16 protein-coding genes and 1 riboswitch are annotated in these 21,441 nt (G+C 46.8%); of the genes, 8 read left to right on the top strand and 8 right to left on the bottom strand.

Annotated elements, in window-relative coordinates; genetic code table 11:
• The first annotated feature begins 139 nt into the window (after positions 1–139).
• Entirely contained in the window at positions 140–1,546 is a 1,407-nt protein-coding gene (locus tag AABK39_RS24015) for a cytochrome b N-terminal domain-containing protein (protein ID WP_338395556.1), read from the top strand.
• Here the strand turns inward: AABK39_RS24015 and AABK39_RS24010 are convergent, their stop codons facing one another.
• From AABK39_RS24010 to AABK39_RS24000, 3 genes are all read right to left on the bottom strand, one after another.
• The gene (locus AABK39_RS24010) at positions 1,547–3,007 is read right to left on the bottom strand and encodes a hypothetical protein (protein WP_338395555.1); all 1,461 of its coding nucleotides are present in this window, start codon (positions 3,005–3,007) and stop codon (positions 1,547–1,549) included.
• Between the two features lie 201 nt (positions 3,008–3,208).
• Complete coding sequence (gene ribB / locus AABK39_RS24005; RefSeq protein ID WP_338395742.1) at positions 3,209–3,850, bottom strand: 3,4-dihydroxy-2-butanone-4-phosphate synthase; 642 nt, start codon at positions 3,848–3,850, stop codon at positions 3,209–3,211.
• 154 nt (positions 3,851–4,004) lie between these two features.
• A riboswitch (FMN riboswitch) is annotated at positions 4,005–4,144 on the bottom strand.
• Positions 4,145–4,342: 198 nt separating this feature from the next.
• On the bottom strand, positions 4,343–5,509 hold the full coding sequence (locus tag AABK39_RS24000; protein ID WP_338395554.1) for a hypothetical protein: 1,167 nt from the start codon (positions 5,507–5,509) through the stop codon (positions 4,343–4,345).
• A gap of 374 nt (positions 5,510–5,883) precedes the next feature.
• Between AABK39_RS24000 and AABK39_RS23995 the strand changes: the two genes are divergently transcribed.
• Positions 5,884–6,918, top strand: a complete 1,035-nt coding sequence (locus AABK39_RS23995) for a non-reducing end alpha-L-arabinofuranosidase family hydrolase (protein WP_338395553.1) — start codon at positions 5,884–5,886, stop codon at positions 6,916–6,918.
• Positions 6,919–6,998: 80 nt separating this feature from the next.
• Here AABK39_RS23995 and AABK39_RS23990 read toward each other — a convergent pair whose 3' ends face one another.
• On the bottom strand, positions 6,999–7,907 hold the full coding sequence (locus AABK39_RS23990; protein ID WP_338395552.1) for a MaoC family dehydratase: 909 nt from the start codon (positions 7,905–7,907) through the stop codon (positions 6,999–7,001).
• 565 nt (positions 7,908–8,472) lie between these two features.
• Between AABK39_RS23990 and AABK39_RS23985 the strand changes: the two genes are divergently transcribed.
• The 5 genes from AABK39_RS23985 (at position 8,473) to AABK39_RS23965 (ending at position 15,920) form a co-directional block, all read left to right on the top strand.
• Positions 8,473–9,465, top strand: a complete 993-nt coding sequence (locus tag AABK39_RS23985; protein ID WP_338395551.1) for a ribonucleoside-diphosphate reductase small subunit — start codon at positions 8,473–8,475, stop codon at positions 9,463–9,465.
• 118 nt (positions 9,466–9,583) lie between these two features.
• A complete protein-coding gene (locus tag AABK39_RS23980) occupies positions 9,584–11,932 on the top strand; it encodes a ribonucleoside-diphosphate reductase subunit alpha (RefSeq protein WP_338395550.1) in 2,349 nt (782 codons plus the stop codon).
• 352 nt (positions 11,933–12,284) lie between these two features.
• Positions 12,285–13,838 (top strand): sulfatase family protein, encoded by a 1,554-nt coding sequence (locus AABK39_RS23975; protein ID WP_338395549.1) that lies wholly within the window; start codon positions 12,285–12,287, stop codon positions 13,836–13,838.
• 390 nt (positions 13,839–14,228) lie between these two features.
• On the top strand, positions 14,229–15,128 hold the full coding sequence (locus AABK39_RS23970) for an ABC transporter ATP-binding protein (protein WP_338395548.1): 900 nt from the start codon (positions 14,229–14,231) through the stop codon (positions 15,126–15,128).
• A 6-nt stretch (positions 15,129–15,134) separates the two neighbouring features.
• Entirely contained in the window at positions 15,135–15,920 is a 786-nt protein-coding gene (locus tag AABK39_RS23965) for a hypothetical protein (RefSeq protein ID WP_338395547.1), read from the top strand.
• A 5-nt stretch (positions 15,921–15,925) separates the two neighbouring features.
• On the opposite strand, the gene AABK39_RS23960 is transcribed toward AABK39_RS23965, so the two are convergent.
• The 3 genes from AABK39_RS23960 to AABK39_RS23950 are packed head-to-tail and all read right to left on the bottom strand — an operon-like array spanning position 15,926 to position 18,373.
• Positions 15,926–16,522 carry a thiamine phosphate synthase gene (locus tag AABK39_RS23960; RefSeq protein WP_338395546.1) on the bottom strand — a complete coding sequence of 199 codons (597 nt, stop codon included), beginning with the start codon at positions 16,520–16,522 and terminating at the stop codon, positions 15,926–15,928.
• A gap of 29 nt (positions 16,523–16,551) precedes the next feature.
• Positions 16,552–17,268 (bottom strand): LytR/AlgR family response regulator transcription factor, encoded by a 717-nt coding sequence (locus AABK39_RS23955; protein WP_338395545.1) that lies wholly within the window; start codon positions 17,266–17,268, stop codon positions 16,552–16,554.
• On the bottom strand, positions 17,258–18,373 hold the full coding sequence (locus AABK39_RS23950) for a sensor histidine kinase (protein ID WP_338395544.1): 1,116 nt from the start codon (positions 18,371–18,373) through the stop codon (positions 17,258–17,260). Before AABK39_RS23950 ends, AABK39_RS23955 begins: the two co-directional genes overlap by 11 nt.
• A gap of 300 nt (positions 18,374–18,673) precedes the next feature.
• On the opposite strand from AABK39_RS23950, the gene AABK39_RS23945 reads away from it, so the two are divergent.
• Positions 18,674–19,069: a MotA/TolQ/ExbB proton channel family protein gene (locus AABK39_RS23945; RefSeq protein ID WP_338395543.1), complete on the top strand. Its 396-nt coding sequence runs from the start codon at positions 18,674–18,676 to the stop codon at positions 19,067–19,069.
• Between the two features lie 32 nt (positions 19,070–19,101).
• Here AABK39_RS23945 and AABK39_RS23940 read toward each other — a convergent pair whose 3' ends face one another.
• On the bottom strand, positions 19,102–21,300 hold the full coding sequence (locus tag AABK39_RS23940; protein WP_338395542.1) for a hypothetical protein: 2,199 nt from the start codon (positions 21,298–21,300) through the stop codon (positions 19,102–19,104).
• Positions 21,301–21,441: the final 141 nt, after the last annotated feature.

The following is a 21,441-nucleotide window of genomic DNA, read 5'->3' as shown; positions in this document are numbered from 1 at the left end:
AGTAAAGCGTAAAGAGTACATAGTAAAGAGTATTGTTCGGCAGGAACTTAGGGTTTAGACAAAACCGGCCCAATCCATTTAGTCTATTTACGCTTTACTATGTACTCTTTACTTTCCATCCTTTTCCAGATATAAAAAAATGGAGCGATTACGGAAAATATGGCAATGGATTGACGACCGGTCGGGGATATCGGCTTTGGTTGTTCCCTTGGCGAAGCATTTGGTTCCGCCGGGGTCTAAGTGGTCGTATGTTTTCGGTAGCGCCACTTTGTTTTGTCTGATGCTTCAGGTTGTTACCGGTATTGGGCTTTCGCTATTGTATCAGCCGTCTTCGGATACGGCTTATCAATCATTGGTGCTTATTTCCGCAAATACCTTGAGCGCTTGGCTTCGGGGCATCCATTATTTCGGTGCTTCGGGAATGATCTTGCTGATGGGCCTGCATATGATCCGTGTGTTTTTGACGGCGGCCTACAAGTTTCCGCGTGAGCTGCAGTGGATTACGGGCATCGTTTTGCTGTTGCTCACCATTGTGATGGGCTTTACCGGACAGTTACTCCGTTGGGATGATACGGGAGTTTGGTCCGCCGTAGTTGCCGCCGAGCAATTGGGGCGTATACCGGTAATAGGCAAGGCGATCGCTTATTTTTTGCTTGGGGGAGAAACCGTGGGCGGTTATACGTTGGGCAGGTTTTATTCTTACCACGTGTTTATTGTTCCGGCTTTGCTCTTCGGTTTTACGGCCTTTCACGTTTATCTGGTTTTCCGAAACGGTATTTCCGAACCTCCGAAAGTAGGCAGGTTGGTTGATCCGAAAAAATATAGGGTTTGGTACGAAAAGATGTTGGAGAAAAAGGGAGTCCCTTTCTTTCCCGACGCCGCTTGGCGCGATATGGTTTTCGGATTTTGCGTAATCTGTATTATTGCGTTATCGGCCTATTTTATCGGTGCCCCGAAGTTGGTTGGCCCGCCGGATCCCGCCAGTATAAACGCCAACCCGGCGCCGGATTGGTACTTGTCTTGGATATTCGCGCTGTTTGCGCTTATGCCTCCCAAAATCGAAAGTTACGTGATCGCTTTTGGGCCTCCCGTATTGATATTCCTTCTGTTGGCGCTTCCGTTTTTGTCCAATAAGGGCGAACGGCATCCGTTGCGCAGGCCTTGGGCGATTTTGGGAGTGGCCATGACCGTCGCTATCGTGATCGCTTTGAGTATTGAGGGGATGAAAGCGCCGTGGTCGCCGGTGTTTGACGTTAAGCCTTTGCCGGCCTCTACCTTGGATACTTCGGACAAAAAACTGTTGAAGGGAATGAGGTTGTTTTACGACAAAGGCTGTCTTTATTGCCATAAAATAGGGGATAGAGGCGGACTTAGGGGGCCGGACCTTACAAATGTTAGCAGGAGGTTAAACAGGCAGGAAATGACGATAAGGATAGTGAACGGAGGAGAGTATATGCCGGCATTTGGCGGGTCGCTTTCGCAAGAGGAGTTGGACTTGATAATCAATTTTTTGGAAAACGTTTCGGATGCAAAGGTTTCCCGTTGATCAAAGTTCGTCGTCATTGTCTTTGCCGAAGGGTTGCGGGTTCCCGAATTGGCTTTCTTCCATCTGTTTTCTTAAGCGTTCGACCTCCCGGGTGCTTGCCGCGCTTCGCTTTTTCTCCTTCTTCTGGCTCCAAGCCTCGCTCATTGCTTCCGATTCTCGTTTTTGGGTTATCAGGTCGGCCACACGCTCTAGACGAGTGAAAATCCTCTCCTCATGTTGCGGGTTACTGGCGAATTGTTTGGCTATCAGTCGATGGTCGTCCATTTGCCAGCCTTTTTCCTCTACGGCCGTACATTCACGATTAACTCCGCCTCCCGTGGCCAATTGTTCGTCGGTGAAGTCTGAGAGGTGATCTCTGGAAAGTATTATGGCCCGACGTCCGACTTGGTAGTCGGTCAGCATGAGACCATCTTCGGTAAGATCTCCCCATTCGACCACTTCGAATGCCTCCGAGGCCGTTTTATACTTGGCCTTGCGTCGGGCCAGTTTGTCTTGGTGTTTGGCTACGTTTTCGGGTTGCGCCAATTCCCAAAGGTCGGGATTATCGACCCAAGGAGCATTTGCCAGTTTTCCGTTCCGATAATATAGAACCCGGGATTCAGGATCGTCGACGGCCCGAACTAGCCTTTGGTCATGCAAAAGGTGCAGTACGTCGTTTATATCATGTGGAAGATAAGTGTCGTCGCCTTCCAGTAGCTTTTTGATGACGACTGCGTCGTCGGTTCCGTCTAGGTCAAAATGGACGTGACGCCGGGCCAAGCGCGAGCTTATCAGGTTTCTTCTTACATCGTTGGCGCTAGGTGATCTGAACTTCATCAACATACTATTCAATGCTGAAACCGAGTAGAGAAAGTTCGGGTCTTTTTCGTTTCGCCCGAACATGGTGGCCAGATTTATGATTCTGGTTTTGAACTTTTTTGGATCGGTTCTGAGTTCGTCCACATTAAGGCGTTTTAGAAATGCCTCAACCGTCAGGTAATCATCCGCCGTTTGTGGTAATCTTTCTTTAATGCTTTTCGTTGCTCTTGGGCCACCGGCACCCACAATAAGGTCGCCACGTTTGAAATTGGTGGTCAAATCGTTGCCTCGCACCCCTTCGTCATTGAACCTTTTCTTAAGGTCTTCCCATTTTGTGTCAGAGGCTATTCGTAAAGGAATGTCGAAGTGAAAATATTGGTGAAGCTTTACCGCTACAACCCGATCCTCGTCAGTCATTTCTTCGCGTTTGGATTCGTACTGCAACATCTTAAGACAGATTTCTTTTGGAAGGCCGTCTATCGTAGCCACCGGTTCCAGAGCGTTGCCAAGGTATATTTTACGCTGTATGGGAGCCTCGCCACGAATCACCCCGGCCATTTTCGCCTGCAAAACGGCCTCCTGACGGAAGTCTTGGCGATAGGCGGCATTATTTGTATTCGCCGATTTCTGGACGGGTTTCGTTTTGTTTCTTTTTTGGAACATCAGGTCTGCTTATACGCTCCGTTGTATGGTCGGATTTCTCAGTTCGCCGTTTTCGGTAGTTATGCAAATTTTGGCCCGAATTCATAAAGTGAATAACAGCTAATGCGGGTTGGAGGAAGCTTGAAAAGTAAAAAGCCCGAAGATTGCATGTTTTGCGTCTTCGGACTTTTTCAGGAAAACATAAGGAGAATAGTTCCCTTTTTATTTCTCTTTTATCGTCCTGTACCGAACGATATCCTCAATGGTAACAACCGTCATCTCATGCTTGTCGGCGAAGGTGATAATCTCCGGAAGGCGAGCCATTGTTCCGTCTTCGTTGGTGAGTTCACAAAGTACGGCGGTATCGCCAAGTCCGGCCAATTTCGCCAAATCGATACTGCCTTCGGTGTGTCCGCGTCGCTCGAATACTCCGCCGGGTTTGGCCGCTAGCGGGAAAACGTGCCCTGGGCGGGCGAGATCTTCAGGCTTGGCGTCGGGCGCGATGGCGGTGCGGATAGTCTGGATCCTGTCCGCCGCCGATACGCCGGTGGTCACGCCTTTTTTGGCCTCGATGGAAACGGTAAAGGCCGTCTGGTTTTTACTGTTGTTGTGGGTTACCATCGGTTGCAGGTCGAGTTGTGTCCTGCGCTCGTCCGTGATGCAGAGACACACGATCCCGCTGCATTCCCGAATCATAAGGGCCATGTCGGCCACGCCCATGTTGCTGGCGGCGAAGATGATATCCCCTTCGTTTTCCCTGTCCTCGTCATCGACGAGCAACACGCCTTTTCCTTCTTTGAGTTTGGCCAATGCGGCTTCTACTCTCGCTACGCTGTCATTTCCAAAATCGTTGATGCTCTTCATCATTGCCCTTAGTTTGTGTTGGCGGTACGCGTTTCCGCAGGGCAGACGTTATCATGGCGCGCACGGACACGTAACAACAAAGGCGGGCGGGCCTATATCCCTAAATGGAAACAGGTTTTGCCACGCCGATTGTCATCGGTGCGGTGTATGCCAAGTTTTTCTTCTATCATCCAGACTTTTACTGTCGGCCTCGGAATTTCACCGAGTCAGTCTTTTTTACCGGTGGATGTGGCTAAAAAAGAGTCGCGGACTGTCACCGCCGGTAGGGAATTGCGCCCTGCCCCGAAGAAAATTATGACCGTATTCGTAAGATAAAATTCGCTTCCGGTTATTTAGAAATCCGGTAGCTTCTAAAGTTTGGGCGAATATTGGAACAAAAGGTTTAAATAGCACGCCTGCGGAGAAAAAATATGGGTTTTAAGAACTGAAAATACCCGGAAGGATAGAAAATGGTTTCCGGGTATTGTCTGAAATTAAATTCTTATGGTATGATTAGGGGAGGCTTGTTTCAAGACTTCCGAGGTCAATGTTCCAATTAAGGTAATGCCCAAGAGTCCTTAGGATTTGTGGGTGAATTTGTTCGGTGTACATTCGTTTCACTAATTCTGGCGAAGTGAATTTATATGTTTGGTATGACTTTTCTATCGCTTGCATATCCTGATAAGTGAGCGCATTGCGGTCGCCACTAAAGGTGGCCGTTGTATTAGTGAGAAAAGAGGTTCCCGTAAATGTTTTTGAAACAAGGGTCTCTTCCGAACGCGCATCCTTAAATGTCACTGACAAGGTTCCGGATATATTATGGTGTGTATCCCGGTAGACAACGGTTGCTTTTATCTTTTTTTCATTGTCGCCGGTCTTTTCCGTTTTTTCACGTTCGTATCTCCGCTGTACTTCTCTGGCAGGACTGATATTAAGCGCAACCCATTGCATTTCCACTGTCCAGTCTTCTCTGGCGGGAGCGGGATGGTCCAATAGTTCGGCGCCTATATTTTGTATGGAGAGATCATGGATCAGCTTGCCGATGATATAATCACTGGAAACGCTTGCGTGATCGGTTGACCATTCGATATAGTTGCCTTGGTTATCAAAACCGACAGGTGCGAAAGAAACAGTTTTTTTGCCTTCGGCGATAACTTTTTTTAGCAGATTTTTTCCGTCATCGAAAGTGGAGTCGAGAGCGACGGACCTGTTGAGAAGCGTAAAAGCGTCCGCATATGTATAATATGCCTGGCCGTCTTTTTCAAGAATTTTCTTTGAGCGCTTGTAAAGCACCCTTGATCCCTTTTTCCGAAGGCTGTCTTCTTTAGCGGTTAGGTTTTCCGAAGAGGTATTGAGTCCACTGATCGTAAAACCATGTGTCATATCGCGCAGATACTTGAGCGCCGTGATTTCGTTGACGATCCCTTCCCAATCGGTTAAACCGTCCGAAGGTGTTTTGCTTAGGACCTCCAATCGGTCGGTATGTTTTCTTACCGATTCGTTATAGAGTTCGGCCAATATTCGGGTTCGTTTTCCGTTCTTGGGCTTCTTCAGGTACCTTTCGAAGGCGTGCTTTACTTTGGACTCTTCTTTCGTTATCGCTTCAGTGGAAAGAAGTTTAGTCTGGCCAAATGTAAATTGAGTGATTAGAAGTAGCGCCAGTGTATAGATTAGTTTCATGTTTTTGTCTTGGGTCTGATGAATTAACGAACCAAAAGATATGGAAGTATTTATTTTATGCCGAAAAAGAAACTTAAAATACTGATTTTGGTTTCTGGTGCTCTATAGCATTTCTCTAGAGGGTACTATGTGAGTGAACAACCTTTCATACCGTACGCTTAGAGAAGGTTTTTGTCGAAATGCCCCCTTTAATCGTTGTCCTTGCCATCGTATTCACCTTCGGAATTAGCGCCGTCTTCCTTAATTTTAATATACGGTTTCGTCTTCTTCTCGCCAAAGCCGGGCCTATGCGGAGCGCAAAAAATGCGTGTCTTGCGATTTGTTGGATTGTTGCTTTGCCGTATCCGGGAAAGCTATATAGTAAAATAGGAGTTATGAATAATCGGAAAATGGTTTTGGCCGTGGCGGTTCTTGTCGCTGTCGGTTTGGCTGTCTGGTTTATGCAGAAGGGGGATCGGCAGGTTGAGAAGAAAGAAGCGAAAACGGCTTCGGTGTCGAAGAAGTCGGTTAGGGCTTGGAACGTCAGCGATCCTGTATTAGAGCCCGGCGAGGCGGGTACCTTTGACGAAGTGGCGGTAAAAGATCCGTCGGTGGTGTTTTATGAAGGGATGTGGCACGTGTTCTACACAGCGCGTGGCAATGGTGAATATTCAACCGGATATGTGGCGGCCCCGACTTTGGAGGAATTGAATACGGCCACTCGTCACGAGTTGAAGCAAATCAGGGGAAAGACTCGGTACGGTTGTGCCCCGCAAGTTTTTTATTATCGTCCGCAGAAGCTCTGGTATCTGGTTTTCCAGAATAGGGATTCGAATTATCAGCCGGTGTATTCCACTACAGAGAATATTTCGGATCCGGAATCGTGGTCTGATCCTTTGCCGTTGGTGGAGAAAAACCGCAAAGAGAAATGGATTGATTTCTGGGTAATGGCCGACGAGGAAAAGATGTATATGTTCTACACCCAATCGCAGACGGACGTATACGTGAAGACCACTAGTTTTGAGGAATTCCCGAACGGGTGGAGTAAGGAAAAACTGGCTTTTGACAAGGTGCATGAGGCCGTTCATATTTACAAAGCCAAAGGGAAGAAGGAGTATCACCTGATTTACGAATTGAAAAACAAGAACAGCAGATCATTCGGTTTGGCTGTGGCCGAAAGTTTGGAGGGGCCGTGGGAGCGTGTGGAAAAAGATTACGCCACGGGCGAAAGCCTCAGTTTTGACGGGACAGAAAAGGGTTGGACCGAATTGGTTTCACACGGTGAAATCCTGAGATCAGGTTTTGACGAAAGAATGGAATACGATTCTGAAAATTGTCGTTGGTTGATTCAGGGCATGAAGCTGAAAGACTATACGGGAGCCTATGAGAAGTTGGTTTGGAGTCTGGGTGTAATGTCTGAAAAGAAATAATCTATTTTTAAAGAGAAGGGTAGCAAATTCGTTACCCTTTTCTATTTTAATCATAACGTAACTGTTTTAAAGGTAGTTCTTTACGGTGTTTTGTGTCGCATTCGATGATTTTTGATCTCGTCGAATCGTTTTTTATCACCGTCTGATAAGTTGGATTCCGCTTCGAAGCTTACCTGTTTTACTTTCCTGTCGGGGCTCAGGGATTGAATGATTAGAGAGGAGGGTTCTATTCGTTTTCCTTCGATCATAACCTTTCCCGGAAAGCCCACGGGTTTGTGAAACCGGACTGTGAACCGTTTAGGCTCCGGGCCGTTTTCCAGCGCTGTGGCATAAAGGCGGTAGACAAGATTCCACCCGTGGATAATCTTGCTTTTGAAACCGAAAACTTTGGCGATAAGGCTAGAGGTGTGTATCGGGTTCTGATCGCCTGACAGTCGAGCGTAGACTTGGCCTTCCGTAGGGTTTATGTCCGAAATTTTGCTCCAATCGGCCTCGAAAATTTCCGGTTCCGATTTCTTCTTTTTAGATTTTTTTCCGCCTTTTTTCCAAAGGTAAACGCTTTCGTTTCGGACAAATACTTCGCCTTCTTGCTCGAATTCCGTTACGAATGTTCCCGTTGGAGATCCTTCCGGTTTCGCTTCGCAAAAAACGGTTGTTCGGACATTCACGGGCTTTTCGGGGTTGAACTCCGTGATTTTTTCCAGACTGTTTTCCACATGCACGGTTCCGGCTAAGGGGTATGGAAATCTTTTCCGGAACATCAGCTCAATATGAGTTTCCTGTGCGGAGATATACCAAAAAGGAAGTGGAATAGCTTTTGGAGTAAGCCCGAAATGCTTGGAAAGATTTCGGTGGTCGGGCAAAGCGACGTTTTCGGAAAACGACTCGTCGGAATAATCTTGGTATGTGGCCGGTACTCCTCTGGTTAGAGACAATAGCGCCCGGAATCCGCGCCAGCTTCTTTTTGTTTTGTGTTTGTGGGGTGTCATCGTCGTATTTTCGAAAAAACAAAAATAAGTAAGGCTTTTGAGAATCCGAAAAAATATGGAACGGTGACAACTTGTATTTTTAAAATATGTGATCAGATTTGTATGACTGGTGAATTTGGTTCGAAAACCTACTTTTTGGCCGTCAGGATGTGTTTTATGAGGTTGGGGTTAAATTGTATTTTTCATATTGAATTTTATTGAAAAATATAAAACAGTGGATTGAAGTGGGTTTTTATCAATTTTATTGAAAGCCATTTCCTGATGGCATGGTAGGGCTCTATTTTCACAATTTCAATAAAATTCATTTTTTATTTAAATTCAATCTATCAAAAAAGTCATAATCAAAATTGAATAGCTAATCCTAAGTGAATCTACGCTTTCGATTCGGCGAATAGGCCGGCAAGGGCGTGCCAGATTTTCTGCAAATTAGTTTATTTATATTTTTGTAATATTTTTTTGTTTTTAGGTTCTTGTTTTCGTTTGACAAACTTAGCATTTTTAAAGTCCTGCCCGCAGGGAAAGTACCGCTGGAAGGCTGGCGGTAAAACCCAAGAAAACGAATGAAATGACGGAAATCACTCAAACCACAGAACCAATCCTCCAGGAAAACAAGGATCGCTTTGTCCTGTTTCCGATACAACACAACGACATTTGGGAGTTTTACAAAAAAGCCGAGGCCAGCTTCTGGACGGCTGAGGAAATCGACCTTAGCCAGGACCTGAAAGACTGGGAAAACCTTAACGACGGCGAGCGCCATTTTATCTCGCACGTATTGGCCTTTTTCGCCGCCAGCGACGGTATTGTGAACGAAAACTTGGCCGAGCACTTCGTGGCCGAGGTACAGTATACGGAAGCCAAGTTTTTCTACGGTTTCCAGATCGCCATTGAGAATATCCACAGCGAGACTTATTCGCTTCTGATCGACACTTACATTAAGGACCCGAAAGAGCGAGATTATCTGTTCAACGCCATCGAGCATATCGATTGCGTTAAGAAAAAAGCCGACTGGGCGCTTCGCTGGATCGATAATGGTTCTTTCCAAGAGCGTTTGATCGCTTTCGCGGCCGTTGAGGGAATCTTCTTCTCCGGAAGTTTCTGCTCTATTTTTTGGATGAAAAAGCGCGGGCTGATGCCGGGTCTCAGCTTCTCGAACGAGCTTATCTCCCGCGACGAAGGTTTGCACTGCGATTTCGCTTGCCACCTTTACACCAAGCACGTGGTAAACCAAATGCCGAAGGATACCGTGGTCAAAATCATCACCGATGCGGTGGAGATCGAGAAGGAATTTGTCAGCGACGCCTTGCCGGTTAGCCTTATCGGTATGAACGCCGACTTGATGTGCCAGTACATCGAGTTTGTGGCCGATCGTCTGCTCTTTGAGTTGGAGTGCCCGAAAGTTTACGGATCGTCCAATCCGTTTGATTTTATGGAAATGATTTCGCTTCAGGGCAAGACTAATTTCTTCGAGAAAAGAGTGGCCGAATACCAGAAAGCCGGCGTGATGCAGGAACGCCCGTCTGCCGACACGGCCAAGTTCTCTATCGACGAGGACTTCTAGCGGAGCCACAGGCTCAAAAAAACGGAAACGGACGTCGCTCGAAACGGGACAGATCCCGGCGGTAGGCGTCCGTTTCCTCTTTCCACAACAATCGCTCAAACCCCAAACTGCCACCACCATGCTAGTAGTAAAACGCGACGGACGGAAGGAGTCCGTCAAATTCGATAAGATCACCGCGCGCATCGAACGGCTGTGCTACGGCCTCGACAATCGTTATGTGGACCAGGTCCAAGTGGCCAAGAAGGTTATCGCCGGAATTTATGACGGCGTGACTACCGTGGAGCTTGATAATTTGGCGGCCGAAACGGCGGCTTCCATGACTACCGTGCATCCCGACTACGCCCTGTTGGCGGCCCGTATCGCCGTCTCGAATCTGCACAAGGTTACGAGCAAGTCTTTTTCCAGCACCATGAAGCGCCTGTATCGTTATGAGGATCCGGCCACGGGCGAGCGCGCTTCCATGATTTCGAAAGAGACTTACAAAGTAATCAAGGAAAATGCGGCGCTGTTGGATTCGTCGATTATCTACGATCGTGATTTCCAGTACGATTACTTCGGATTTAAGACTTTGGAACGCTCTTACCTTATCCGCCTCGACGGCAAGGTGGTGGAGCGTCCGCAACATATGCTGATGCGTGTGGCCGTAGGTATACACGGCGACGATATCGACTCTGTGATAGAGACCTACAACCTGCTTTCGGAGAAGTGGTTTACGCACGCCACGCCTACGCTTTTCAATGCCGGAACACCGAAACCGCAACTTTCGTCATGCTTCCTGCTTCAGATGCGCGATGACAGTATCGACGGCATTTACGATACGCTGAAACAATGTGCCAAGATCTCGCAGTCGGCGGGCGGAATTGGGCTCAGCATCCATAACGTGCGCGCCAAAGGTTCGTATATCAAGGGCACCAACGGCGTTTCGAACGGCATTGTGCCGATGCTCCGGAACTTTGATATGACGGCCCGCTACGTGGACCAAGGAGGCGGAAAGCGCAAAGGCAGTTTCGCTATTTATATCGAGCCTTGGCATGCCGATATCTTCGAGTTTTTGGATTTGAAGAAAAACCACGGCAAGGAAGAGCTCCGCGCCCGCGACCTGTTCTACGCCTTGTGGATTCCCGATATGTTTATGCGCCGTGTAGAGGAAAACGGCGATTGGCCGTTGTTCTGCCCGAATGAATCAAAAGGGCTTTTCGATACCCATGGTGAGGAATTCGACGCTTTGTTCCTGAAATTGGAGAAGGAAGGCAAGGCCAGAAAAGTCGTGAAAGCTCAAGACCTTTGGTTCAAGATTTTGGAATCGCAGGTGGAGACGGGAACGCCTTATATGCTTTATAAAGACGCTTGTAACGGAAAATCGAACCAGAAAAATCTGGGAGTGATCCGTAGCTCGAACCTTTGTACCGAAATTGTGGAATATACGGCCAAAGACGAAGTGGCCGTGTGTAACTTGGCCTCGTTGGCGTTGCCGAAATTCGTTTCCAACGGAAAGTTCGATCACCAGAAGCTTTTCGAGATCACGAAGGTGGTGACCCGCAACCTCAACAAGATTATCGATGTCAATTATTATCCGATAAAAGAAGCCGAGAATTCCAATTTCCGCCACCGTCCGATCGGTTTGGGAATCCAAGGTTTGGCCGACGTTTTTATCTTGTTGCGCATGCCGTTTGATAGTCCGGAAGCCAAGCTTTTGAACAAAGAGATCTTCGAGACGATTTACTACGCCGCCATGACGGCTTCGATGGAAATCGCCAAAGTGGACGGCCCGTACCAGACTTACGAGGGATCGCCGGTTTCACAAGGCCAATTCCAGTTCGATCTGTGGGGCGTTACGCCGGATTCAGGCCGTTGGGATTGGGACGCGCTGAAAGCTCAGGTCAAAGAACACGGCGTGAGAAACTCACTGCTCGTAGCGCCGATGCCGACCGCTTCCACTTCGCAGATTTTGGGCAATAACGAATGTTTCGAACCATATACTTCCAACGTGTATACGCGTCGCGTACTCAGCGGGGAGTTTATCGTGGTGAACAAGCATTTGCTGAAAGACCTGATAGAGCTCGGACTTTGGAGCGAGGAGATGAAGCACCGTCTTATCGAGGCCAACGGTTCCGTCCAGCATATTTCCATTATCCCGGATAATCTGAAAGCGATTTACCGCACCGTTTGGGAAATCTCGCAGAAATCCGTTTTGGAAATGGCCGCCGACCGCGGGCCGTATATCTGCCAAAGCCAGAGCATGAACGTGCACCTGAAAGATCCGAACTTCGGAAAACTGACCTCGATGCACTTCTTCGCTTGGAAAAGCGGCTTGAAGACCGGTATGTACTACCTGCGCACCAAAGCAGCAGCCGACGCGATCAAATTTACCGTAGACAAGGAAGTTACGCGCACGGAACAACCTTCGGCCGAAGCCGTAGCCTGCTCTATCGACAATCCTGACGATTGCGAGATGTGCAGTGGTTGATAGATGGCTTAAGGAGTGTAGGTCTTAGGTCTCAGGTATTAAGTACTGTTGTCATCCTGAGTCTGAATAGGGAAATTTTCCTTATCTGTATTTAAAGAATTTTGACTCATTTACTGGAAAGCCATTTCATTTTGATCGATTCCCCTTTTGAGGAACGGTTAAAAGGAAATGGCTTTTTTATATTCCAAAACCCATTTTTTCGAATATAGCATAGCTATCATCAATGTCTTTTTTCTTCACATTCCGACATACTATCTCTGGTGTCTTACTCAATAGGCTCTCTGTTACAGCATTTATCTTGGTATCGCTCTAATTTGCCGGCCGAACAAGTGGAACATACACCTATTTTGTAATGATCAAGAAAACCTATTTTTTGGCCTGCGCTTCGGCGGCTACCCTTTTTTTCGGGTCCTGCGGGAGCAAACGCAAGGCGAAAGTGGAGCCGGAAAGGCCCAATATAGTTTTTATTTTGGCCGATGATATGGGCTATGGCGACATTCAGGCGCTGAATAGCTCCTCAAGAATCCCGACACCAAATCTCAATGCGTTGAGCGAAGGTGGCGCCACCTTTACCGATGCCCATACGAATTCGTCAGTGTGCACGCCTACCCGCTACGGAGTTTTGACAGGGCGTTATTGCTGGCGTGGCAGATTGAAACGCGGCGTGATCAACGGCTACGGAAAGCCCGTGATAGAGGAAGGGCGCGAGACCGTAGCCTCATACCTGAAAACCCAAGGCTATAAAACGGGAATCGTGGGCAAATGGCACTTGGGATTGGAATTTGACCGTCAGCCGGAGGCTAAAGAAGGCTCAGCCAATTACGGCAAGCCGGGAGCAATCAATTATGATAAGCCCTTGAAACGCACGCCAAACGATTGGGGGTTTGACGAGTCGTATATCATTTCCGCTTCGCTGGATTTCCCTCCATACATTTATATAAAAGACAGGCTGGCTACCGAACTGCCGACCGACAAACAGGAAAAACTCACCGCCCCGACGTATATGAGAGCGGGAGAAAAAGCGCCGTCTTTCAACCCTGAGGAAACGTTGGACCATTTGCTCGGAAAGGCCCAGACCTTTATCAAAGAGAGCGCAAAGGGTGAAAAACCGTTCTTCCTATACTTCCCGATCACCGCGCCACACAAGCCGGTAATGCCGCATAAACGTTTCCGTGGTACCACAGGTTTGGGCCATTACGCCGACTTCGTAAGCCAAGTGGACTGGACGATCGGTGAGCTGAACCGAACGCTCAAAGAAGCCGGAGTAGAGGACAACACTTTGGTGGTATACACCAGCGACAACGGCTCGTTTATGTACAGCTACGACACCGCTGAACAGCCCGTGGATAATGTAGCCGATTCCAGCAAGCTCTGGTTTCATCCTGGAAGCCACCGGGCCAACCACGTTTTCCGTGGTACCAAAGCCGATATTTGGGAGGGTGGCCACCGCGTGCCGTTCTTGGTGCGTTGGCCGGACAAGATCAAAAATGGCGTAATCGTCGATTCCACCGTTTGCCTGACCGACCTGTTCGCTACGGTAGTCGATATTACGGGAGGAAAATTGGCGGATAACGCCGGTGAGGATAGCTTTAGTTTCTATTCGTTGCTGGAGGAAAAACAGTTGGAAGAAGCCCGTCCGCCGGTAATTCACCATTCTATCGGAGGAATGTTCGCCATCCGTGACGGTAAGTGGAAATTGGTTTTGGGCTCCGGTTCGGGCGGAAGACAAAAGCCGCGTGGCAAGAACTTCGAGAAGCCGTATGCTCTCTATGATATGGAAGCTGATATTTCCGAAAGGAAAAACCTGATCGATGTTTATCCGGAAGTGGCGGAGCGTTTGGAGAAAAAATGTCTTGAGATCAAGGAAATCGGATCGAAGAAAAAAACGCTTGAAGCCGGGATCTGATTTTGAATAGATCGAGAGGTGATTTCTATCTTTAGAATCTAATCGACTTCCTCTTAAAGTTATTGAAAAGCAATTGATTATAACTCTTTTATTTTACTGGAAGAATTAGAAGTTTTACTGGGCAGATAATAAAAACCGGGGCCAAAAGGGTCCTGGTTTTTTCGTTTTGGGGCTTGCCGGAAGTCCCGGTTTTTTTCCATTGGTGGCCCGGTCTGCGTCTTCGCGTATTTTTTTCGTTAACAATAGACTTTTGGCCGTATATTGAATTACGTTTATTTTTTCGGAATAAGTCTTTTTTCTAAAACCGGTCCTTATGTTTGGCTTGTTTGGCGGTTTTTCCGCTTCGATTTGGGCTTATTCACTTTACGGAACTTAAATCGGAATAGCCATATGAGCGATATAATTTTGAGCGCCAAAGGCCTGAGCAAACGCTACGGCTCTTTGCTGGCCCTCACTGATTTCGGACTTGAGCTAAAGAGCGGACAAGTCTACGGAGTTTTGGGCCCGAACGGAAGCGGAAAGACCACCGCTTTGGGAATCCTGTTAGGAACATTGTCGAAAAACAGCGGGGAGTATTCATGGTTTGGCCAAGCGGAAAACGATCCTAAACAGCGCCGGAAAATCGGGGCGATGTTGGAAGCGCCGTCTTTCAACCCGAATCTGAGCGGTGTGAACAACCTGAAGATAGTGGCCGATATCAAGAGCCTTCCTTACAGCGAGGTTCTTCGGGTTTTGGGAATTGTAGGACTCGGTGATTGGGGCGATAAAGCTTTCGGCTTGTATTCCTTGGGAATGAAACAGCGTTTGGCGCTGGCGGTGGCTTTGTTAGGCTCGCCCGAAGTGCTGATTCTCGACGAACCCACAAACGGCCTTGACCCGACGGGCATTGCGGAGGTGCGCGATATTATAAAGTCCGTTTCCGAAACCGGCGTCACGATTCTTTTGGCCAGCCACCTGCTCGACGAAGTTCAGAAAGTGTGTACCCACACTTTGGTTTTGAGCAAAGGCCAGACGCTTTATTCGGGTACTGTAGAGGGCATGCTTGGCGACGAGATCTGGATAGAGACCAAAACTTCCGACGAAGCCGAATTAATTAATTTGGCCAAAAAATTCCCTGCGGTAAACAAAGTGAAACGTGAGGGCGGTTTTGTAATGATTTCAATATCAGACGAAACCTATGTCAAAGACTTCAGCGTGGAGATGGCCAAGCAAGGCGTGGTGTTTACACACTTCAACGTGAAGAAAGGAAGCCTGGAAGAACAGTTTTTAAAATTGCTCAAGAATAAATAAGCCGATATGAAACGAATTTTGAAAATAGAATACAGAAAGCTTTTCCATAGCCGGTCCTTTTTTATTCTTATGGGAATTTACGTGCTGGTCTTTTTTATCGTAACCACGAACTTGAGCACGGCTATCGTTAAGGTTTCCGATATGGGAAATCAGGTGGATATGGACTTCGGTAAGTATATGGGGTTTCCGTATATCTGGCAGAATATGAGCTATGTAGCCAAGTTTATGAAGATTTTGCCAGCCATAATTGTGGCTATGCAAGTGGCTAATGAATTTACTTACGGAACGTTTCGCCAACATGTGTTTAACGGTATGGGACGTGGCGAATTTTTGGCCTCCAAGCTTGCGCTTTGCGTCGGCTTGAGTCTGTTCGCGTATGTTTTGGTTACGGGAGCGGCGCTGTATGTAGGCCTTTCAAAGCCCGATGCCGCAACTTCTATATTTGAAGGATATCGCTATGTTCCGGCGTTTGGATTCGCCATGTTAGGTTATTTCACCTTTACGATGTTGCTGGCGTTTCTGACAAAAAACACGGCGCTTACGTTGGCTGGACTTTTGGGTTATTCCTGGGTGGCCGAACCGCTGATCGCTTGGAGAATGGGCGATGAGTTTGGACGTTGGTTGCCTCTTAACGTTTTCGAAAGACTGAACGCTAACCCGTTTCTTTATAAAGTGGGATTTCCGGGATCAGTTCCGGCAGATGTTTACGGGCAAGACCTTTTGTTGGGATCGGTTTATATCCTGCTCTTTGTGGGAATCTCGTTTCTGTATGTAAAAAGGGCGGACCTATAGAAAGATTACGAAACGTTTTCTTCAGAGATCCGGAGAAATTCGCGTAAAGTATTTACTGGATTTTGGGACTGCCAAACAGCTCCGAGCACGGCGAATCCTGAAAATCCCGAAAGTTTTATTTTATGAGTGTTTTCAGGTTTTACACCTCCCAGGGCGATTATTTTTCCAGAATAGGAAAATAAGAATTTTCGAAGTTCTCCAAGTTCAAAGCCGCTGGTATATCCAGCCTTTGACACGCTATCGAAAATTGGGCTCAGGAAACGGTATTCGAAAGAGTTTTTGTATTGGCTGAGGGCTTCCAAGGAGTGAAATCCGGAAGAGGCCGGAAGCGATGAACCGTAAGGGGCGGAAAGGGATTTCCGCCCTTTTTCCGTAAAATGAATTCCTCTGAGGCCGTAAGTTTCGGCCAAATGATGGTGGCTGTGGATCATTATCCGGGAATGGTATTCCGGATTGATTTTATCCAGATATGCGGACATTTTTTCCGAGGAATAAGAAGGTTTCCGAAGGTGAAAAATACGTAGTCCGATACGGAACATCTCGTTTAATAGTTCGTGTTCTTTCTCTAAATCGCTTTCCGAAGATATCAGTATACAATCCATAATGGGTACAGGGCCTTTGCTGTCGCAATTTAGTGAGAGGAGACGGAGTCGTTTAGAAAATCGGAAACTTCTTGTTTGTACTGCCGGCTAATCGGCAAAACTGTTTTGTTTATTTCCACGCTCTCGTTGGTATAAGCATCGATATGAGAAAGGTTAACGACGAATGAACGGTGAATTCTCAGAAATGAATTTTTTGGTAAACGATCGACCAAGCCGGAGATAGTTTCCCGTGTAACTATAAACCGGTCGGCCAAGTGTATTTTAAGATAATCTTTAAGGCTTTCGACATAGTGAAGTTCGTCGAGTTTTACTTTTACCATTTTCCTATCCGAACGCACGAAGATAAAATCCTGATTTTTTGTTGGCGCAGATTGGGCCGGTTTGTCGTTAAGTTCCAGATAGTTTTGTACGGATTTCAATAATCGCTCGAAAGAGATCGGTTTGAGCAGATAATCCACCGCACGCAGGTCAAATCCGTCTATGGCGTATTCGCGATAAGCGGTGGTGAAAATGATTTTGGTATTTGGCGGAACGCTTTTGGCGAATGAAAGGCCAGAAATTTCTGGCATATTGATATCCAGAAAAATCAGGTCGATTTGTTGGGTGTTGACAATACGAAACGCTTCGACAGCATTTTTGCATTTTCCCGCTATTTCTGCTACCGGGATTTTACGGAGATGGGTTTCGATAATTTCCCTCGCTATAGCCTCGTCGTCCACAATCAGACACTGTATTTTACGCTCCATGATTTTCTGCTTTTGGGGTTTTGATTTCTGTTTCGAGATTCTGGCCGATAGTTACGGACAAACGGGCCTCAAACCATCCTTCGTCGTTTTCCAATTCGAGGGAATGGCGGTCAGGATAAAGCATTTCGAGCCTTTTCCTCATATTCGAAAGTCCAATGCCGTGTTTCTTTTTGACTTTTTCAGGTTTTCCCGTTGTGTTATGGACTTTGAAATCAATGGTTTGCTCATTTACGGATAGATTAACGGAAACAGAGAGCGTTCCCTCGTTGCTTCGGCCGTGTTTGAAGGCGTTTTCGACAAAAGGAATCAATAACATCGGAGCGATTTGGACATCGTCCAGTTCGCCGTCGGTTTGGAAACGGATATCCAGACTGTCCTTAAACCGGGCTTTTTCCAATTGGAGATAATCATTTAAATGTTCGGCTTCGCGCGCTAATGATACAAGTGGCTTTTTGGTCTGGTAAAGCAGGTAATCCAATAGGTTTGAGAGTTTTAGGATTAATTCCGGCGTGTCTTCCGATTTGGTGAGCGCAAATCCATACAGCGAATTAAGTGTGTTAAAAAGAAAATGCGGACGAATCTGCATTTTCAGGTATTCGATTTCCTGTTCTTTAAGAAGTAATTGAGTGGCTAGGATTTTCTTTTCGAGTTCGTGGTTTCGTTGTTGGGCTTTAAAGGCGTGGCGAAACAGGTAAACGGCCGAGGCGGCGAGTACAACCAAATATATTCCGACGAAAATAATGAATACGCTTTTGCTCATCGGAGGCATATCGTTTATGCGCAATTCCGATAAGAAAACCATTGCGTAAAAAATGGAAATGATGATAAAATACGCCGAGATGATAAGTGTGTAAAGCGAATAAATCGCAAATTTCCAGTAGCGTTTCTGAAGTAGGTATTTTGGAATCAGATAATAAATAGTGGTATATGTGGTGCCAATACTTACAGGCATCAGGCAGGCGGAAAAAAAGAATGCGTACTCAGAATCATTGCTTTGGAAACCGAAAAAATGGATATAAAACCAAAGTACGGCGCTCCATGCCAATAGATGCAGAGGCAAGTATTTGAGTGGTTTCAGTTTATCATTTTTAAAATTTATCGCCATGCTGTTTTAATCCGTATCTTTTAAAGCTAGATATAATATACTTAATTTTTGGAACTAGGCTATTTTTCGTTTTTAGTCACGCTTTAGGGTTTAAAAGTGTCGTTTTTAAATGTTATAAGTGATTCTTTGCGACGAATAACCGATTAAGGGCTTGATTTGACCAAATTTGTTCCGTGATTTTATGTTAGTGATCGCCGTGATGCTTTTTGGAGGAAACAAAAAGCCGTTCGTCGCAAAAATATAATTCGGCAATTACTAATTCTTTAGTATTGGGCATGTTTCATTTAAACAAAGAGAATCATGACAAAGCTTTTTAATTTGATAATTATGGGAGGCCTTTACTTCACGGGGCCGTTGGTAATTATGTTTGTAGCGGGGTTAGTGTTGATTGTCCGGGCGTATCTTGTTATTGAAAACAGAGAGAAATTTGAGAGTAGGGTCAGTATCGCTAACTCGTTAGGTCTATTTGCGATGGTTTTTGGCGTTTTCGGTCAGTTCTTGGGTTTGATGGGAGCACTAGAGGTTATTGAACAGGTAGGTGATATATCAATGAAGTTGCTTGCGGGAGGGTTAAGAGTGTCCTTTATTTCTACACTTTTTGGCGTTTGTACTTTTCTGGTAATTAGGTTGTGCACATTGTTGCTGACAGTTCTTAGAAGAGAAAAGATGTTGCGTAAAGAGATGTCGGGAAAATAATCGTGATTCATTCCGAAAAGGTAGTGCGAACGTTATTGGTTCCGTTCGGAAGATAATTCTAAGCGGATCTGTTTATCGACGGGATTCCATACTACGGGAGCCAACCAGGAATTCATTTTTGGAAAGGCTCCTTTTCCTATGCCTACGGTACGGATACCCAATGTTTTTCCTTGTATAACGACTTGCCGGTTTACGGCGCCCGGGTGCAGAAAGTGATTCGGGCGGGTAGAGTTTGTGACGCTACGGCTGGCGGGATCGGCCACGGAGTTGACATCTCCCAACGCCGATACCGGTAAGTCCGTTCCCTCAGGTTCTTCACTGACTTCTATGCCGTGCGCTCCGGGGGCGGCGTGGTGTCTAAGGGCCGTATAGGCTTTGTACAGGACGCCTTTTGGGTTTTGCAGTTCCTCCTTTGAGAGTTCCCTTAAGGCTGAAAAATGTTCGTATTGGTGTTTTCCGCTAAATTGTGCTTTGAGTCCCTGTGGCGTATAGCCTGAGGCACCTTCTTCATGAGGTTTTGTGGGGTGTTGCGATTCCTGAATCTTCCGGTAGAGTATTAATGCCCTGCGTTTTCGCTCGTGTTCTTCTTCTGGGATAAATCCGAATATGCTTTTGGCTTCTTCATCACAAGGAACTTGTTGGATAAAACGTCCACTTTCAAGGTTGGGAAGCAGGGTTCTGTCGGGAATTCTTATCGGTGATCCGTCATAGATTCTTTTTTCCTCCGGATGCTCAGACCTTCTAAGCAATCGCATGCGCCGTCTGAGACTGTTTTCCATCCTAAGGCTTTCCGCCATGGCCTCTTGTGCGGAAGAAACCCCTTTGTTGGCATTAAGCGCTCCCCGTAGCCCCACGGCGAAGGAGACAAATGGCGGTTGAGGGCTTAGGTATTCCTCTTCATCATATTTTTGTTTCGGGAGTTGAACCAAATTGCTGACGTAATCCATATGTTTTGGTGCCGTCAGTTCTACAGTGTTGCAAGTGATGCCGTGCTCTTCGTTGGGTGGCGACATCCGGATTCGGTAGGTCGAGGGAATCCCCGGAGTGATATTGACAATTCCGGGAGTCAATTTTGGGCGGTAAAGCTCGGGGGAGCTGTCGCTGGAACTCTCGGACGCAGGTGTGGGGACGCCGACATTAAGGCTTGTCAATTCCCTGATCAACGTACGACCTTCTGGCGAATAAAGCAATTGTCCCATATAAGAGAGAATCCTGTGCCTGAAGTCGTTGCTTCCCAAGACTTTCAGACCCTTTTTGGCTTGGCCGGAACGTAATCTTTTCCATAAACCTTCTACGTTTTCAGTTTTTAGCTCCGTTCCGGTTTCGTCAAGGACGGTCATTAGGTCGTCGGTTTCCTCTTCGGGAAGCCAGAAACGGAAATGCCCCGACGCCATTTCCCTTGAAAGCTCAATGCGTTCGTATTCCAGGTCGTTTAACAGAGCGGCAAAACCTTTTAAGTGGGAGGGAAGCCTTTCCGGGTGTTTTAGAGCGGAAGCGGGTATGGGATTTTGACTGATCCACTCAAGAGCCAATAGGTTAATTTTGTGCAGTAATCCACATTTGTTATGAAGTGTTGCTTCCAATTCCCTTTTTAACTGTTGGAGTTGATTTTCGTGATGAGCTTTATCTTGTTCTAAAGCGATTTTCTGAAGATATAAATCCTCCATTTCCCGATGGACGATGGTCATACAGGCCTCAAAGTCGAATTTTAGGCGCTGTAAGTCCTTCGTGCTTCCGGTCCCGTATGTATCCGGGCTGACGCACAGGCTTCTCTCTAGGTTCATGGCCGGAGTTTCTCCGACAGGAATTTCCGACGTATCCGCCAGATAATCGCCAAGAGGAATGGAGCCTTTTTGTGGAGAGATTTGGCCGGCCAGCTCTTGCCTTAGCCGTCGGGTCTCGGTAGGCTCCAAAAAAGATACTTGGCACTGAGCCGGACAATGGGCCTCTTCCAGATATAGATTCACCAAAAACAGCCTTCCGGTTAACTCCTTCAGTTTTTCGATGGCCACTTCCTGTTTGTTTTGTCTGGCTTTCAGGTTTCTATGAACATCTCTCTTCAGCCTTCTAAGTGCCGATATTTGGAGAAATTCCTTTTGGTATACGTTTGATATTTGCTCGTAGGCTTCAAGAGCTTGGTCTATTTCTTTCAAAACCGGAATGCGGGCGTATTGGAGTTCCCTTTCAAGGCCATCCGCTGTTAGTTCCGTAAAATGTTTCTTGCTCATCATGGTCTGAGCTACGTTCTGCCTAGCATTTTGTGTGGGTTTTCTATGTCGATTTCGGTTAAGCGGAGCGAACATTTCGGAGACGGAAAAAGGGTTTCGGCCTTCTAAGAACCTTATCCAAAGGGAAAAGTTAGCGATGTCAAC

The sequence above is a fragment of the Fulvitalea axinellae genome (genome assembly GCF_036492835.1).
Taxonomy (GTDB): Bacteria; Bacteroidota; Bacteroidia; order Cytophagales; family Cyclobacteriaceae; genus Fulvitalea; species Fulvitalea axinellae.
The sequence above is the reverse complement of the archived record's forward strand: the minus strand, read 5'-3'. Positions and strand labels throughout refer to the sequence as shown.

Coding starts and splice junctions, on each gene's coding strand:
- AABK39_RS24015 (WP_338395556.1), top strand. CDS start 140: ATGGAGCGATTACGGAAAATATGGCAATGGATTGACGACCGGTCGGGG.
- AABK39_RS23970 (WP_338395548.1), top strand. CDS start 14,229: ATGAGCGATATAATTTTGAGCGCCAAAGGCCTGAGCAAACGCTACGGC.
- AABK39_RS24000 (WP_338395554.1), bottom strand. CDS start 5,509: ATGAAACTAATCTATACACTGGCGCTACTTCTAATCACTCAATTTACA.
- AABK39_RS23960 (WP_338395546.1), bottom strand. CDS start 16,522: ATGGATTGTATACTGATATCTTCGGAAAGCGATTTAGAGAAAGAACAC.
- AABK39_RS23945 (WP_338395543.1), top strand. CDS start 18,674: ATGACAAAGCTTTTTAATTTGATAATTATGGGAGGCCTTTACTTCACG.
- ribB (WP_338395742.1), bottom strand. CDS start 3,850: ATGAAGAGCATCAACGATTTTGGAAATGACAGCGTAGCGAGAGTAGAA.
- AABK39_RS23975 (WP_338395549.1), top strand. CDS start 12,285: ATGATCAAGAAAACCTATTTTTTGGCCTGCGCTTCGGCGGCTACCCTT.
- AABK39_RS24010 (WP_338395555.1), bottom strand. CDS start 3,007: ATGTTCCAAAAAAGAAACAAAACGAAACCCGTCCAGAAATCGGCGAAT.
- AABK39_RS23955 (WP_338395545.1), bottom strand. CDS start 17,268: ATGGAGCGTAAAATACAGTGTCTGATTGTGGACGACGAGGCTATAGCG.
- AABK39_RS23965 (WP_338395547.1), top strand. CDS start 15,135: ATGAAACGAATTTTGAAAATAGAATACAGAAAGCTTTTCCATAGCCGG.
- AABK39_RS23990 (WP_338395552.1), bottom strand. CDS start 7,907: ATGACACCCCACAAACACAAAACAAAAAGAAGCTGGCGCGGATTCCGG.
- AABK39_RS23980 (WP_338395550.1), top strand. CDS start 9,584: ATGCTAGTAGTAAAACGCGACGGACGGAAGGAGTCCGTCAAATTCGAT.
- AABK39_RS23950 (WP_338395544.1), bottom strand. CDS start 18,373: ATGGCGATAAATTTTAAAAATGATAAACTGAAACCACTCAAATACTTG.
- AABK39_RS23985 (WP_338395551.1), top strand. CDS start 8,473: ATGACGGAAATCACTCAAACCACAGAACCAATCCTCCAGGAAAACAAG.
- AABK39_RS23995 (WP_338395553.1), top strand. CDS start 5,884: ATGAATAATCGGAAAATGGTTTTGGCCGTGGCGGTTCTTGTCGCTGTC.
- AABK39_RS23940 (WP_338395542.1), bottom strand. CDS start 21,300: ATGATGAGCAAGAAACATTTTACGGAACTAACAGCGGATGGCCTTGAA.